This is a genomic window from Xenorhabdus budapestensis (genome assembly GCF_017743015.1).
Taxonomy (GTDB): Bacteria; Pseudomonadota; Gammaproteobacteria; order Enterobacterales; family Enterobacteriaceae; genus Xenorhabdus; species Xenorhabdus budapestensis.
Genome location: NZ_CP072455.1, coordinates 2709964 through 2724350, shown reverse-complemented (window position 1 = coordinate 2724350; position 14387 = coordinate 2709964). Strand labels below are relative to the sequence as shown.

The 14387-nt window shown below is 44.0% G+C and carries 9 protein-coding genes and 5 pseudogenes; 9 read left to right on the top strand and 5 right to left on the bottom strand.

Going from position 1 to position 14387, the window contains the following annotated elements; genetic code table 11:
- The first annotated feature begins 252 nt into the window (after positions 1-252).
- The 7 genes and pseudogenes from fliE to HGO23_RS20065 all read left to right on the top strand — a co-directional run.
- A complete protein-coding gene (gene fliE, locus HGO23_RS11755) occupies positions 253-564 on the top strand; it encodes a flagellar hook-basal body complex protein FliE (protein ID WP_099134813.1) in 312 nt (103 codons plus the stop codon).
- A 254-nt stretch (positions 565-818) separates the two neighbouring features.
- A pseudogene (locus HGO23_RS11750) lies at positions 819-1043 on the top strand (integrase core domain-containing protein); the annotation flags it as partial.
- 11 nt (positions 1044-1054) lie between these two features.
- A pseudogene (locus tag HGO23_RS11745) lies at positions 1055-1189 on the top strand (baseplate hub protein); the annotation flags it as partial.
- Positions 1190-1191: 2 nt separating this feature from the next.
- Entirely contained in the window at positions 1192-1884 is a 693-nt protein-coding gene (locus HGO23_RS11740; RefSeq protein WP_209026725.1) for a Gp138 family membrane-puncturing spike protein, read from the top strand.
- Positions 1885-1926: 42 nt separating this feature from the next.
- Positions 1927-2727, top strand: a complete 801-nt coding sequence (locus tag HGO23_RS11735) for a baseplate J/gp47 family protein (protein ID WP_209026724.1) — start codon at positions 1927-1929, stop codon at positions 2725-2727.
- Positions 2724-3068: pseudogene (locus tag HGO23_RS11730) on the top strand (baseplate wedge 1 family protein); the annotation flags it as partial. The gene HGO23_RS11735 and the pseudogene HGO23_RS11730, both read left to right, overlap by 4 nt.
- Positions 3069-3154: 86 nt before the next feature.
- Positions 3155-3550 (top strand): annotated as a pseudogene (locus HGO23_RS20065) (phage baseplate protein); the annotation flags it as partial.
- A 307-nt stretch (positions 3551-3857) separates the two neighbouring features.
- On the opposite strand, the pseudogene HGO23_RS11720 reads toward HGO23_RS20065, so the two are convergent.
- A pseudogene (locus HGO23_RS11720) lies at positions 3858-4490 on the bottom strand (IS1 family transposase).
- A gap of 468 nt (positions 4491-4958) precedes the next feature.
- On the opposite strand from HGO23_RS11720, the gene HGO23_RS11715 reads away from it, so the two are divergent.
- Positions 4959-5267: a type V toxin-antitoxin system endoribonuclease antitoxin GhoS gene (locus HGO23_RS11715; protein WP_209026722.1), complete on the top strand. Its 309-nt coding sequence runs from the start codon at positions 4959-4961 to the stop codon at positions 5265-5267.
- Between the two features lie 194 nt (positions 5268-5461).
- Here the strand turns inward: HGO23_RS11715 and putP are convergent, their stop codons facing one another.
- The gene (putP, locus tag HGO23_RS11710) at positions 5462-6946 is read right to left on the bottom strand and encodes a sodium/proline symporter PutP (protein ID WP_209026721.1); all 1485 of its coding nucleotides are present in this window, start codon (positions 6944-6946) and stop codon (positions 5462-5464) included.
- Between the two features lie 545 nt (positions 6947-7491).
- Here putP and putA point away from each other — a divergent pair.
- Positions 7492-11466: a trifunctional transcriptional regulator/proline dehydrogenase/L-glutamate gamma-semialdehyde dehydrogenase gene (gene putA, locus HGO23_RS11705; protein WP_209026720.1), complete on the top strand. Its 3975-nt coding sequence runs from the start codon at positions 7492-7494 to the stop codon at positions 11464-11466.
- Between the two features lie 92 nt (positions 11467-11558).
- Here putA and fliZ read toward each other — a convergent pair whose 3' ends face one another.
- The 3 genes from fliZ to HGO23_RS11690 all read right to left on the bottom strand — a co-directional run bounded on the left by fliZ (position 11559) and on the right by HGO23_RS11690 (position 14223).
- Entirely contained in the window at positions 11559-12074 is a 516-nt protein-coding gene (gene fliZ / locus HGO23_RS11700; protein ID WP_099135688.1) for a flagella biosynthesis regulatory protein FliZ, read from the bottom strand.
- Positions 12075-12125: 51 nt separating this feature from the next.
- Positions 12126-12848, bottom strand: a complete 723-nt coding sequence (locus HGO23_RS11695; RefSeq protein ID WP_047680173.1) for an RNA polymerase sigma factor FliA — start codon at positions 12846-12848, stop codon at positions 12126-12128.
- A gap of 292 nt (positions 12849-13140) precedes the next feature.
- Positions 13141-14223, bottom strand: coding sequence for a FliC/FljB family flagellin (locus HGO23_RS11690; protein WP_099135687.1), 1083 nt, complete (start codon positions 14221-14223; stop codon positions 13141-13143).
- Positions 14224-14387 lie beyond the last annotated feature (164 nt).

Genomic DNA, 14387 nt, shown 5'->3' with positions numbered 1-14387 from the left:
ATTATGCCGCTGAGAACTCATCCTCTTGCCGTTGCGAAGCAACTTGAAAACGATTGATATAATTAATCTCGTCATTATTCGCTGTTCACATATCTTTTAATGGCACAATAAGCTTCGAATTTTTACTTCAATTACCCGCTTTAGATTGAAAGGGCTATGTTACGGTGGCAGCCTGGAAAAACTGCCAACCAGCCTACGGCTAATATGGCATTTAATCACGTAATCAATAGGGTGATTTAACACGAGGTTTTTATGTCAATTCAGGCAATTGAAGGTGTACTACAACAAATGCAGACGCAGGCATTACAAGCAGGCAATATTGCTAAACCTATGCCTGTAAAGGGAGGATTTGCCAGTCAGCTTACCGCCGCGGTAGAAAAAATAAACCAAAACCGTGTGAATGCGGCTAAACAGGCACAAAACTTCACTCTGGGTGTACCAGGTGTGGAACTGAATGATGTGATGGTCAATATGCAGAAAGCGAGCATCTCGTTGCAAATCGGTATTCAGGTCAAGAATAAGCTGGATAGTGCGTATCGTGAAGTGATGAATATGCAGTTTTAGAATACCCAATTACATTCCATTTATATTGATGATTAGAATTTTTCAATGAGTTATGGATACTCAAGTAAGGATGGTTGAAGTCGTGACCGAAAGCATCATAGAAATATAAAGTAACCCATTATAATAAATTAGCTCTGCTGAGCCGTTGATCAGGGATGGCTTACATCTATGAAGTGGAAAGAGAGCTAATTTATAGGAATGCAACAAAAAAGCGTATTTGAGTTAATGGATTGTATTGGTGGGGGAATGTTTGGGGGGATGTCGGGGCGTGTTGGGATAACGCTGTTGTCGAACGTTTCTTTGGCAGTTTGAAACAGGATTGGCTCTTCAAAACCCATCATGAAAACCAGGCAGAGAGGAAAAAAGATGGATTGGATTATCTGCATTATTACAATTTAACACGATTGCACACGGCCAATAATGATTTAACACCCGTGGAATATGAAATGGCCTTCGTAAAAGTGTCCGATTTTTCTTGAGCAGAACATTCCTTGGCGGCATGTTGCGTCTGGACAGTAAACTGAATAAATCCCTCAACGGCGATTACATTATTGAGCAACTGAAATTTGATATTGCCTCTCACGATAATGCCTTTTTCTACACCGCCACCTGTAAGCGAGCGTAAAGATGAATCAACCCAATAGCGATATCGCCAGTGAAGGCAGTTTGGCAGGGCAGTTTATGGTGGCATTTCGTAACCTGTTGCTCAATGTTGAAGATATGCTGCCCGCCACGGTGGTCAGTTATGACGACCAAACCAACCGTACAGTCATTAAACCGCTGGTAATGATAGCCACGACCGAAGGACAGATGATATCTCGCGCATCGGGGCATAACATCCCAGTGTTTCGTTTTGGTGGCGGGGGCTTTTTTCTGCGCGTTCCTATTAAACCCGGTGATTTTGGCTGGTTAAAAGCCAACGACCGGGATATCAGCCTGATCTGCCAGCGTGGAGGGCAGGAAGACCAGCCCAACACGGCGCGGCTGCATTCGTTCAGTGACGCCATGTTCTTCCCCGATACCCTGAAAGGCTGGGTGATTGAGGGCAAAAACATTGATGCCTTGGTGATCCAGTCAATGGATGGCAGCGTTTGTCTGTCACTGCACAAAGATAAGGCTGTACTGGACACGCCGAAATTTGAAGTGAATACGCCGGAAACGATATTCACCGGCAATGTCACGATTAATGGCAACCATGCGGTCAATGGTAACAGTGATTCCTATGGTGGCACGATGCGCCATAACGGGCGCAATATTGGTGATACCCATCAACACAGCGGTGTTCACACGGGGAATGGCTACACGGGAGCACCACTATGATTAGCTTTGCAGTCGATACCAATAATGATTTGGTGCGGGGAAATGTTGCATAAAGTGGATAAGGGTCTGCCGTACTGGAAAACCGTATTTGGTCGGCAGGCGGAGGAAAATGATTTTTACGCCGCGTTCGGGCAGGACATCGACCTGTTACCGGAAACTCCGCAAGGCGTACTGGTGACGATGGAGATCGAAAACCGTGACGCTATGGTCAGGAACAATGCCGAACTTGCCAACCAGATTAACCCTGATATCGCCGGAGGCATCTTTTTAGATGCGATCTGGGCACTGATGGGCGGCAGCCGCTTTGCCGCCACGCGTTCTTACCTCAGCAATGTCGAATTCGGCGGTGTGCCCGATACGATAATCCCGAAAGGTGCACAGGCCGAGTCAGTAACTGGGGCGCGGTTTGAAACTATCAGCACCCTGATTATCGGCAAGGAGAGTAAAACCATCGGTGCGGCCTATAATGGGCAAGAAGTGGTGACCGTCACTGAGCGGGTGAGCGGGCAGGAATATGAAATTCGCTTTGATCGCCCTAGTGAAAAAATCATCTTCTGTCGCGTAACGGTGAAAAAATCCACGATGGACGCCCAAAGCCTGATCCCTGATGCCATTGAACAGTGGGTACGCGGGGAACTGGACGGCGACAGCGGTCTGGTGGTCGGGCAGGAAGTGTCACTGTTTGACATCTCAGCAGCGATTAACAGCATTGAGGCCCGATTGTTTATCACCAAAGTGGAGCTGTCAAGGGATGGTCAGAATTGGCTGATGGGCACGATCCCCATCAAACTTAACGAAGTCGCCCGGCTGCATCGCGGCTCAGTGCAGGTGGTGATGACATGAAAATACAAGCGTTTGATTTTCATTCTGACCTGCTGCGCGCCATTCTCTGGCAGTACGAAAACGCCCCGAAGCTGAATACGCTAGCACATCGCAAAGCTGCCTATTTTGAGCACAGCAATGTGGCATTCTGGCACCACTGGTATCGAGACGTGTTCAATATCGACACCGCTAATGATTTTGGGCTAGCAGTCTGGGCACGCATTCTGGATGTGTCGCTGGGGATCGACGTTGCCCCCAGTGACAAGACTAAGACAGGCATTGGTTTTGACAAGAAACGAAACTTTAAAGGCAACTTCCGGCGTAACAGTGATTACATCCTGCAACTGACCACTGGGCAAAAAACACACCAATTACTTAAGCAGTAATTTCGGAGCTTAAATCCATGACTAAAATCTTTAAAACGCCCTTTGCCGCGTAAGGGGACAGAGTGGCTATTCCTAATGAAGTCCAGCCAGATGGCGCAGTATCTTATACGCAGGGCTATGGCTACGATTACGAGCGTGACCAGAATATCGATCCGGCAGCGAAAGATATCGAACGCGAGAAAATGAGCGGGATTTTCCACGATATCACGGAAGCTGTGGGGGAAATCCAGACGTTCGGCGCGGCGCAATGGTTAACCGATGTACAACCGTACCCGTTGCGGGCGTTGGTGTACCACAACCAAAAGCTCTGGCAATCCCGCATTGAGAACAATAAGGAAGCCCCCGCCGCAGGCAATGCCTGAATAGAGTTAAAAGCCGACCTGACTGCCGGTGAAGTGGGGGCATACAACAAAGAAGAGGCCAATCAACGTTTTCAGCCAAAAGGCAACTATGCGCCTGCCGGGAATTATGCATTGAAAGGGGAGAGTTATACCAAACCTGAATCCGATGCTAAATATCAGCCGATGGGAAATTATCTGACTGCCGGTTACTGCTATTCCAAAGAGGAGAGTGACGGACAGTATCAACTAAAGGGCAACTATGCACCAGCTGGCAATTATGCCTCAAAGGGAGAAAGTTACACCAAACCGGAATCGGACGATAAATATCAGCCGCGCGGGAATTATCAACCTGCTGGAAGTTATCAGCCTGCGGGTAATTATTCAGTTCGGGGGGAGGTTATGTATTAAATAGTTAGATTGAATATCAAAAATAGTACTCACGCTCAATAAAAGTCCCTATCACCTTATCGTGCATTTCTTCGGATTTTGAATAACTGATAGTTTTTCTATTCAGTCTTTTTACTCGAGTACGCTGAGTTAAATTCGTTCTCTCTATACGTTGAGTAAACGTCTTTCCAGTCAGGTGATCTTCCTCGGGAAGGTTATCATAAACAACATAATCATCTGTGCAGTAAAACCGAATATTAAAGGGCGATAAGAGAGCAAGTAGCTTGTCTAACGTTTTTCTACTGCGATCGCCAAAAACATGGGCCACTATTCGTTTTAGGCGGGACTCCCAAACATACCAAAACCAGCGTTGATTTTTCTTGTTCCCCACAAATGACCATTGCTCGTCTATTTCACCGATAAGCTGAATGTTATTTCCATCAAGGGGCAGCGTCGTTACGTTTCGGGGCGTGAGGTTTTTAACGTTTTCATGACGGTGGCTGTTGCGACTTTCAGGATTCGAGCGGTGTCACGAATTCCCCCGTTATTCATCGCTATGTCGACAATCTGCTCTTTAACGCCGGGTTTGCAGGCTTGATAAGTGTATTCTATGTCCTTTGACCTGTTCTGATTTGTGACAATAACGGCAATAGACGTCAACTTTGACCATGCTTTACCCTTAAAAGGCGGGAAGCATATCACAACAACTAACTATTTAATACATGACTTGAAACAGTGTCGTCATTATTTAAATATTCATCACTATCAATAAATAAAAGTCATTACCCCAATTTGAAAACTGTACTCTTACAAACGTTATCAGACAACAAATAATTTAATAACTTTTATTTTCTCATTATTACAAAGCTACTTTACTTCTTAACTCTATAATTAAATATTCATTTTTCAGAATATTAAAATCCGCAAAAAATACTATTTCCTTTCCTATACTTTGCTATTTCCGATTACATGACTATTTCCTCAAATAACTGTGAATTATTGATATGGCAAAATATCATTAATACCTGTTAAATTCACCGGCACACCAGCCTCGGAAAGAGATTGGATGTAATTATAACGTTCTGTGGTCAAAAAAAGTGGATAACTGATATTTTCTTAAATAAAAGAGAGACGATATATGAATAATTATCTGATTCGTGTTGAAATTTTTGGTGCAGGTCCAAGAGAACATAATGCTCTTAATGAATCTATGAAAATAATTGATTTTCATAGAACAGTCAGATACAACAATGGCGAAATTATGGTTTTACCTGCCGGAACTTATATTGGAAAATCACTAAGTTCTGCTACTGATTTAAGAAACAAAGTTTTTAATTTAGCTAATCCATTGTCATCAAAACATGCTTCTATATTTGTTTGTCAGTATAATGAGTGGTCTGCTTATCTTTATCCTGCATCCATGTCTGGATCTGCATCAGAGTCCTAATTAAAACTTAGGCAAGCTGGTTCTCCAATAAATTTTTGGAGACCAGCTTTGTTTGATTGAAATTGGACATGAAGGGATTAATTGATAATAACCCCTCCACCTTTCAAGTTGCATTCAACAAAACTGTAATTTGAAAGATACAGGGGATAATTAATGAATGAACCTCCGAAATATCAGAGGCTTTTTAGTAGAATTTATTTAGTCTTATACAGAGCTTCTGCTTCAGTAAAACGCTGCTGAATAGCCTGGTTTGGAGCTTTACCCAACAAACTCACTACCACAATCGCAAAAGAAGCAAAAATAAACCCTGGGATGATTTCATACAAACCAAACCATTGGTATTCCATCCATACCAGTACCGTGATTGCACCCACCACCATACCAGCCAATGCCCCATCACGTGTCATCCGTTTCCAGAGCACTGAAATTAACACTACCGGGCCAAATGCAGCGCCAAAGCCAGCCCAGGCATTACTGACCAAAGCCAATACTTTGTTGTTCGGGTTGGTCGCTATCGCTATCGCGATAGCTGCGACCACCAGAACCATCAAACGACCAATCCACACCAGTTCTTTTTGACTTGCTTTAGTCCGTATAAATGCTTTGTAAAGATCTTCTGTTAATGCACTGGAACAAACCAGCAATTGACAACTCAAGGTACTCATAATCGCAGCCAGAACAGCAGACAGTAATACCCCAGTAATCCACGGATTGAATAAAATGACCCCCAACTCCATGAAAATACGTTCACTATTTTGCATAACATTCCCAGCTTGTGCTGGATTTTGCTCAAAATAGGCAATACCGAAGAAGCCAACGGCAACTGTTCCTGCGAGACATAAAAACATCCAGGTCATACTGATACGACGGGCTTTATGGATAGTCTGATGAGAATCAGCCGCCATAAAGCGAGCCAGAATATGTGGTTGACCAAAATAACCGAATCCCCACCCTAATAAGGAGATAATAGTGATGGTCTGTACACCCTGAAACATATCCAGATAAGCAGGATCTTTTGCTTTGATAATATCAATAGCTGATTCAAATCCACCAAGTTTAAAAAGGATCAAAACAGGCACCAGAATCAAAGCAAAAATCATTAAAGATGCCTGAACTGTATCGGTCCAGCTTACAGCCAGAAAACCACCGAGAAAGGTATAAGCGATGGTAGCTAATGCACCAATCCAAATCGCTTTTTCATAACTCATACCGAATGTGTTTTCGAACAACAATCCGCCAGCCACAACAGCAGATGCGCAATAAATTGTGAAGAAAATCAAAATGACTAATGCGGAAATAATGCGCAGAAGTTTACTTTTATCTTCAAAACGATTGGTAAAATAATCCGGTAATGTTAAGGCGTTATTATTAGCTTCAGTATGTACACGCAATCTCCCTGCAACCCATCGCCAGTTCAGATATGCACCAAGCAGACAACCTAATGCAATCCAAGCTTTGGAAATACCCGCTAAAAAAATCGCACCCGGTAGCCCCATTAATAACCAGCCACTCATATCAGAAGCGCCAGCAGATAATGCTGTTACCACACTGCCTAATCGCCGGCCACCTAGAATATAATCATCGAAATTTTTGGTGGCACGGTAAGCCATGAAGCCTATTAGCAGCATCGCAGCAATATAGACAATAAAGGTAATTAGCATTGGTGAATTTACTGTCATGCAGGTTCTTCTCCATAGTATTTTTTTGCAAATCCTGTTTATTCAGACGGTCTGATTTGCGTCAATGATGTTATCTGTATTTAAAATTCCCCTATCAGCCCAATATATCTTCAAAGCAAGTATCCACTTGTCCGGTTATACCAGAGTTGTACCCGAAGATAATTTTACTGAAGGTGGAGTTATTCCGGTATGTATAGTTTATATTTGTAATTGTTTTTAAATCACTCTCTATCCTAGATTAGCTAAAACATTTTTAACAACTGATTAACGGTATTTTTTACAAGAAACGCTTGCCAAGTCACATTTATGCTCCAGAAGTTGTACCTTTTATAAAACGGTCGATTATGATTTGATTCATAAATATGATAAAAATATATTATGTATCATATAGATAATTCATTAATAATAAGCTCACCAACTACATTCATCAAAATCAGATTAATTTCACAAATTCCAAACAACAGCTTTTAACATGGTTGCACAAAGTTGCAACATGGAAGATATTGTTCTGTAACTTGATTAGTCTTACCTATTAAGGAGTGAGAATGGGTAGTACCACTATGGGCGTGAAGCTCGATGAAGCAACGCGTGATCGTATTAAAACTGCTGCACAACGAATTGAACGCACACCACACTGGCTGATTAAGCAAGCCATCTTTAATTATCTCGAACGTCTGGAAAATGAGGAAAAGATCCCAGAAATATCAGCCGCCCAGAATAACAAAGAAGAAAAGATTTCCGAAGAAGAATCACAGATTGAGGCCCCTTATCAACCATTTCTGGATTTTGCCGAACATATTTTACCCCAATCGGTGAAACGTTCCGCAATTACTGCTGCGTATCGTCTGCCTGAAACACAAGCAGTTCCTATGTTGCTGCAACGGGCTCAATTATCAGAAGAACAAACTAAGGCAACCCATAAACTTGCTTATTCCATCGCAGAGAAATTACGCCAACAGAAACATGGTATTGGTCGTTCCGGTCTGGTTCAGGGGTTATTGCAAGAGTTTTCACTTTCTTCACAGGAAGGTGTTGCATTAATGTGCCTTGCCGAAGCGCTGCTACGCATTCCCGATAAAGCAACCCGTGACGCCCTGATCCGTGACAAGATTAGTAACGGCAATTGGTATTCACATCTTGGTCAAAGCCCGTCCATGTTCGTTAACGCTGCTACATGGGGATTGTTGTTTACAGGTAAACTGGTCTCTACCCACAATGAAGCCAAACTCTCTAAATCCTTAAATCGGATCATCAGTAAGAGCGGTGAACCATTAGTACGCAAAGGCGTAGATATGGCAATGCGTCTGATGGGCGAACAGTTTGTGACAGGGGAAACTATTGCTCAGGCTCTCGCCAATGCGCGCAAGCTGGAAGAAAAAGGATTCCGTTACTCTTATGACATGCTTGGTGAAGCCGCTCTGACTGAAGAAGATGCACAGGCTTATATGGTTTCTTATCAACAAGCTATCCATGCGATTGGTAAGGCATCAAACGGGCGTGGCATTTATGAAGGGCCGGGAATTTCCATCAAACTCTCTGCCCTACATCCCCGTTATAGCCGTGCCCAGTATGAGCGTGTTATAGATGAACTCTATCCGCGCTTACTTGCGCTGACCTTACAGGCTCGCCAGTATGATGTTGGTATCAATATCGACGCAGAAGAAGCTGATCGCCTGGAAATTTCTCTCGATTTGCTGGAAAGACTCTGTTTTGAACCACAACTGGAAGGCTGGAACGGAATTGGCTTTGTGATTCAGGCTTACCAGAAACGCTGTCCTTTCGTGATTGACAGTATTATCGATTTGGCACAACGTAGCCGTCACAGGTTGATGATCCGTTTGGTAAAAGGCGCATATTGGGACAGCGAAATCAAACGTGCTCAAGTCGATGGGCTGGAAGGATATCCGGTCTATACCCGCAAAGTGTATACCGATGTTTCTTACCTTGCCTGCGCCCGCAAGTTACTTTCCGTTCCTAATCTTATTTACCCACAATTTGCTACTCATAATGCCCATACTCTGTCTGCTATCTACCATCTCGCCGGGCAAAATTACTATCCGGGCCAATATGAATTCCAGTGCCTGCATGGTATGGGTGAGCCGCTTTATGAACAGGTGGTTGGCAAAATTGCTGATGGTAAGCTCAATCGACCATGTCGCATTTATGCGCCAGTCGGAACACATGAGACGTTATTAGCCTATCTGGTGCGCCGCTTGCTAGAAAATGGGGCTAATACATCGTTTGTCAACCGCATAGCAGATAAATCCCTGCCGATTGATGAATTGGTTGCCGATCCAGTGAAAGTGGTACAAGAGTTGGCTAAATCCGAAGGGCAAATCGGCCTGCCGCATCCGAAAATCCCATTGCCAATTGATTTGTATGGTAAAACCCGCGTCAATTCATCGGGGCTTGATCTTTCCAATGAACACCGTCTGGCTTCACTTTCCAGCGCCCTGCTGAGTTCTTCAATGGAAACATGGAATAGTGAACCGCTGTTGGGTGGTGATTACACCCATACCGGAGAGTTACCTGTAGCCAAACCTGTCAATAACCCGGCCAAATCTTCTGATACCGTTGGTTATGTTCGTGAAACCACTGAGCAGGAAGTCAACCATGCGCTGGAAGTTTCCACTAATGCAGGAGCAATCTGGTTTGCAACACCACCATCAGAGCGAGCGGCTATCTTAGTGCGTGCTGCGGAGTTGATAGAAAACAACCTGCAATCCCTGCTTGGTATTCTGGTGCGTGAAGCGGGTAAAACGTTTAACAATGCTATTGCAGAAGTCCGTGAAGCGGTGGATTTCCTCTATTATTATGCGGATCAAGTTCGTCAGGATTTCGCCAATGATACACATCGCCCGCTGGGACCTGTGGTTTGTATCAGTCCATGGAACTTCCCTCTGGCAATTTTCACCGGTCAGATTGCCGCAGCATTAGCCGCTGGTAACAGTGTATTGGCAAAACCAGCAGAGCAAACACCGTTGATTGCAGCAGTTGCCGTTAGAATGCTACATCAGGCAGGCATTCCCCGCGACGTCCTGCAATTGCTACCGGGACAAGGGGAAACCGTCGGCGCAATGCTGGTAGGTGATGAGCGCGTACGTGGTGTGATGTTCACCGGCTCTACCGAAGTTGCCAGCCTGTTACAACGCAATATAGCCGGTCGCCTTGATGCACAAGGGCGTCCAACGCCATTGATTGCAGAAACAGGCGGCATGAATGCGATGATTGTCGATTCTTCTGCCCTGACAGAACAGGTTGTTACCGATGTTATTGCGTCTGCCTTTGACAGTGCTGGTCAACGCTGCTCTGCCTTGCGCATTCTCTGTGTACAAGATGACGTAGCCGACAGAACACTCACTATGTTGAAAGGGGCGATGACTGAATGCCGGATGGGCAACCCGGAACACTTGGCTACAGATATCGGCCCGGTGATTGATGCTGAAGCGAAAGCAAATATCGAACGCCACATTCAAACCATGCGTACCAAAGGCAGAACGATTTATCAGGCTGAAAATACATCAGACAGCCAAGAATGGTCACAAGGTACGTTCATCAAACCAACACTTATCGAACTGGACAGCTTTGATGAATTAAAAAAAGAAATTTTCGGCCCGGTTCTGCATGTTGTGCGCTTTAAACGGGATGAATTGGATAAGTTGTTGGATCAGATTAACGCCTCCGGCTACGGTTTAACATTGGGTATTCACACTCGTATCGATGAAACCATCGCTCAAGTTACCAGTAAAGCGAAAGTCGGAAATTTATATGTCAACCGCAATATGGTAGGGGCTGTCGTCGGCGTACAGCCATTCGGTGGTGAAGGATTATCGGGAACAGGGCCAAAAGCAGGCGGGCCACTCTATCTTTATCGTCTGTTGTCCCAACGTCCAGTCAATGCTGCTACTCAAACACTGGCGCGACAGGATGAAGAGTATTCACTGGATGCCAAAGCCCGAATTGCCCTACATTCTCCTTTCAACACATTGGCTGAATGGGCAACAGTATGTAATCATTCAGAACTGAACAAGGTTATTCAGGAATATAGTTTACTGGCTCAGGGAGGAATAACGCGTGTATTACCGGGACCTACGGGAGAACGTAATACCTATACCCTGTTACCGCGTGGTCAAGTCCTTTGTCTTGCGGATAATGAGCAGGATGCGCTGATCCAATTGGCGGCGGTGCTTTCTGTCGGCTGCCAAGCTATTTGGGAAAAAGATGATCTGCACCAACAGTTGCTGCAACAGTTACCGGATGAAATTCGTTATTCTATTCATTTGGTCAATGACTGGCAGAATGAAGACACAGCAATGGAAGCGGTCATTTATCATGGTGATTGTGATCAACTTCGCTATGTTTGTGAAACTGTCGCGCAACGTAAAGGGCCGATTATTTCTGTACAAGGCTTTGCCCGTGGTGAAACTAATCTGCTACTGGAGCGTTTATTGCACGAGCGTTCTTTAAGCATTAATACTGCGGCGGCAGGTGGTAATGCCAGCTTAATGACTATTGGTTAAAAAAGATGGGTTAAAAAAGCAGAGGGAAATGCGTTATTATCACATTCCCCTCTTAAATTGTTCAGCCCAACAGACGTTATGTCTTTGTCTAATTAACAATGTCCGTTCTGTTGCCAGCTCAGATATTGTTCATATTTACGCAGCGCGATATTGTAGTTACTGAAAGCGGACTGAGACAATTTCTCACTCAATTTTTCCTGAATTTTTTCTGGTGTGAACTCTTCTTCAGGATAATTACTTGATGTCAGTAACTCATCCAGTCTCCGCAAACGAACCACATATTCACGTACTGTGCTATGGCTCATCTCTGTTTGTTCAAACAGATACTGTTTAAATGACATTATGTCGAAGTAATCAGTTTGGCTATTGCAATAAATTTCACTACAGAAGCGGCACAGCGCTACAAATTTACCCTGTAACTCATTCCATGTTTTGTCATCAACCAGTTCAGTCATCTCAGAAATTGCTTCTTTATTGATGACCTGACCGTTAAAAACAAGGGAAATACGGTCAAGAGTCTTATGACAATGCAAACAATGAGTCTGACTATGTTTATAATCCTTAATATAACGGCTAAGAGGCCGTTTCTTTTGTGTTGTAACAGACATAAGAGATAAAGCCCTGTGTGTAGTCTTAACAAAAAACAAATAAGCAAAAAGTTACTTCTCTGGATTCAAACGCGCCCGCAGCCTTTTTATTGCCTGGCTGTGGAGCTGACTCACGCGAGATTCCCCCACATTAAGTACCGCGCCAATCTCTTTAAGATTAAGTTCTTCCTGATAATACAGCGTAAGAACCATTTTTTCCCTTTCAGGCAACGACTCAATGACATCGATAACCCGTTGACGGAGGTCACCTTCCAGTAACTGTTGGAGAGGGTTTGTCTCATGCTCTTCCTCAATTACCGGCTCACAGCTTTCACCATGAATTTCGTGCCATTCGTCATAAGAAAATAGTTGACTGTTATTGGTTTCTAACAGTATTTGCCGATATTCTATCAGATTAATCTTTAATTCTTTAGCAACTTCCTGCTCACTGGCTGGACGGCCTAACTCTTGCTCAAGTTTACGGATGGTTTGCGTGACTTCCCGTGCATTGCGTCGAACACTACGCGGCGCCCAATCACGGCTCCTCAACTCATCCAGCATTGCACCTCTGATGCGCTGCACCGCATAGGTGGTAAACGCCGTTCCTTGTAAGGAATCATAACGTTCCACTGCATTCAGTAACCCTATGCCACCGGCCTGAAGCAGGTCATCAAGCTCTACACTGGCAGGCAATCTTACCTGTAGCCTCAGTGCTTCATGGCGAACCAGTGGTACATAGCGCTTCCAGAGGCTATTTTTGTCCATCACGCCTTCGGCGGTATACAAATCGCTCACAACAACAGACACCTTTGGATAAGAGACTGGATACCATTATCCAATCACCTAATCGGTACAATCGTTTGAACAATGAAGTAAAAGCGCTTCTTTTTCACCTATGCGAAATTTTTGTTGTCCGCCCGAATGCATCGCAAGTTTCAGGCTGTCCCTGACGAACGTTAAAACCGTTTTTATTAAACAGTTTCTGTAAAACAGAGGCTAAAAAATAAGGATCGGCAAGCCGATCCCTATTTTATAAGCGGGAGCTATGTAGGTTGCCCTGCATAAATCCTTAGCTGGAAAATAAAAATTAACGCAGCAGAGACATAACAGTTTGTGGAATCTGGTTCGCCTGAGCCAAAACAGAAGTACCAGCCTGTTGCAGGATCTGACCACGGCTCATGTTAGAAACTTCAACTGCGTAGTCAGCGTCTTCGATACGGCTACGAGCAGCGCTCAGGTTGTTAACAGTGTTGTTCAGGTTGTTAACAGTGGATTCCAGACGGTTTTGAACTGCACCCAGGGAGCTACGCAGGCCATCGACTGTTGCCAGAGCGCTGTCCAGAGCATCCAGAGGGCGATCGTTAACTTTTGGAGGGTATTCTTTACTAATAGTTATTTTTCCATTTTCATCGGCTTTTACTTCAGCATACTTAGTCTCACCTGTTTTATCATCTTTGTAAGACATCAGGAGATTATCTCCGTCAGCTTTGCCATCTTCTTTCATTTTCTGAAAGACCTTAGCTTCAGAGATATCTTTAAGAGCAGAAGTATCAACTTTCACTTTGCCGTCAACTTTTTTACCAGTACCATCATCTACTTTACCTTTAACTTCGGTTAATTGCTCACCAAAAGTAGAAGCTTTAGTTGCATCGAACTTATCCAGTTTCAGAACAGTACTGTCGATTTTTTTCAAATCGATGGTGATAGTTTCATTATCGTTTGCACCAACCTGAACAGTCATTTTGCTATCTTTGCTCAGTACTTTCACGCCGTTAAACTGAGTTTGTTCAGAGATACGGTCAATTTCGTCCAAACGCTGTTTAACTTCGTCCTGAATTGATTTGATATCACTTTTAGAATTACTACCGTTTTGAGACTGAACAGTCAGTTCACGGATACGTTGCAGGTTGTTGTTGATTTCGTTCAGAGCACCTTCGGTAGTCTGAGCAATGGAGATACCGTCGTTTGCGTTACGAGCAGCCTGAGTCAAGCCTTTAACATTAGCAGTGAAACGGTTAGCGATCGCTTGACCAGCAGCATCATCCTTCGCGCTGTTAATACGTAAACCAGAAGACAGACGCTCAATAGCAGAGCCTAAAACGCCTTTAGATCTGGTCAAGTTGTTCTGAGCCAGCAGAGATGAATAGTTAGTATTAATGACTGATGCCATAGTAGAGTTCCTTTTAAAATCAAGTCGATATAATTAGTTTGAGCCTATTCGCTCACGGTGTTCATCACCGCCAACAGTTTTATCGGCCCCTTAAAAAGAACCTTTAATATTTCTTGAAAAAACTTTTTTATTTTTTTCTCCCTTTTCCCCGATAACCCAAACAG

Bases quoted from the DNA above. Each gene is read 5' to 3' on its own strand.
- fliE (WP_099134813.1), top strand. From the start codon at position 253: ATGTCAATTCAGGCAATTGAAGGTGTACTACAACAAATGCAGACGCAG.
- HGO23_RS11740 (WP_209026725.1), top strand. From the start codon at position 1,192: ATGAATCAACCCAATAGCGATATCGCCAGTGAAGGCAGTTTGGCAGGG.
- HGO23_RS11735 (WP_209026724.1), top strand. From the start codon at position 1,927: ATGTTGCATAAAGTGGATAAGGGTCTGCCGTACTGGAAAACCGTATTT.
- HGO23_RS11715 (WP_209026722.1), top strand. From the start codon at position 4,959: ATGAATAATTATCTGATTCGTGTTGAAATTTTTGGTGCAGGTCCAAGA.
- putP (WP_209026721.1), bottom strand. From the start codon at position 6,946: ATGACAGTAAATTCACCAATGCTAATTACCTTTATTGTCTATATTGCT.
- putA (WP_209026720.1), top strand. From the start codon at position 7,492: ATGGGTAGTACCACTATGGGCGTGAAGCTCGATGAAGCAACGCGTGAT.
- fliZ (WP_099135688.1), bottom strand. From the start codon at position 12,074: ATGTCTGTTACAACACAAAAGAAACGGCCTCTTAGCCGTTATATTAAG.
- HGO23_RS11690 (WP_099135687.1), bottom strand. From the start codon at position 14,223: ATGGCATCAGTCATTAATACTAACTATTCATCTCTGCTGGCTCAGAAC.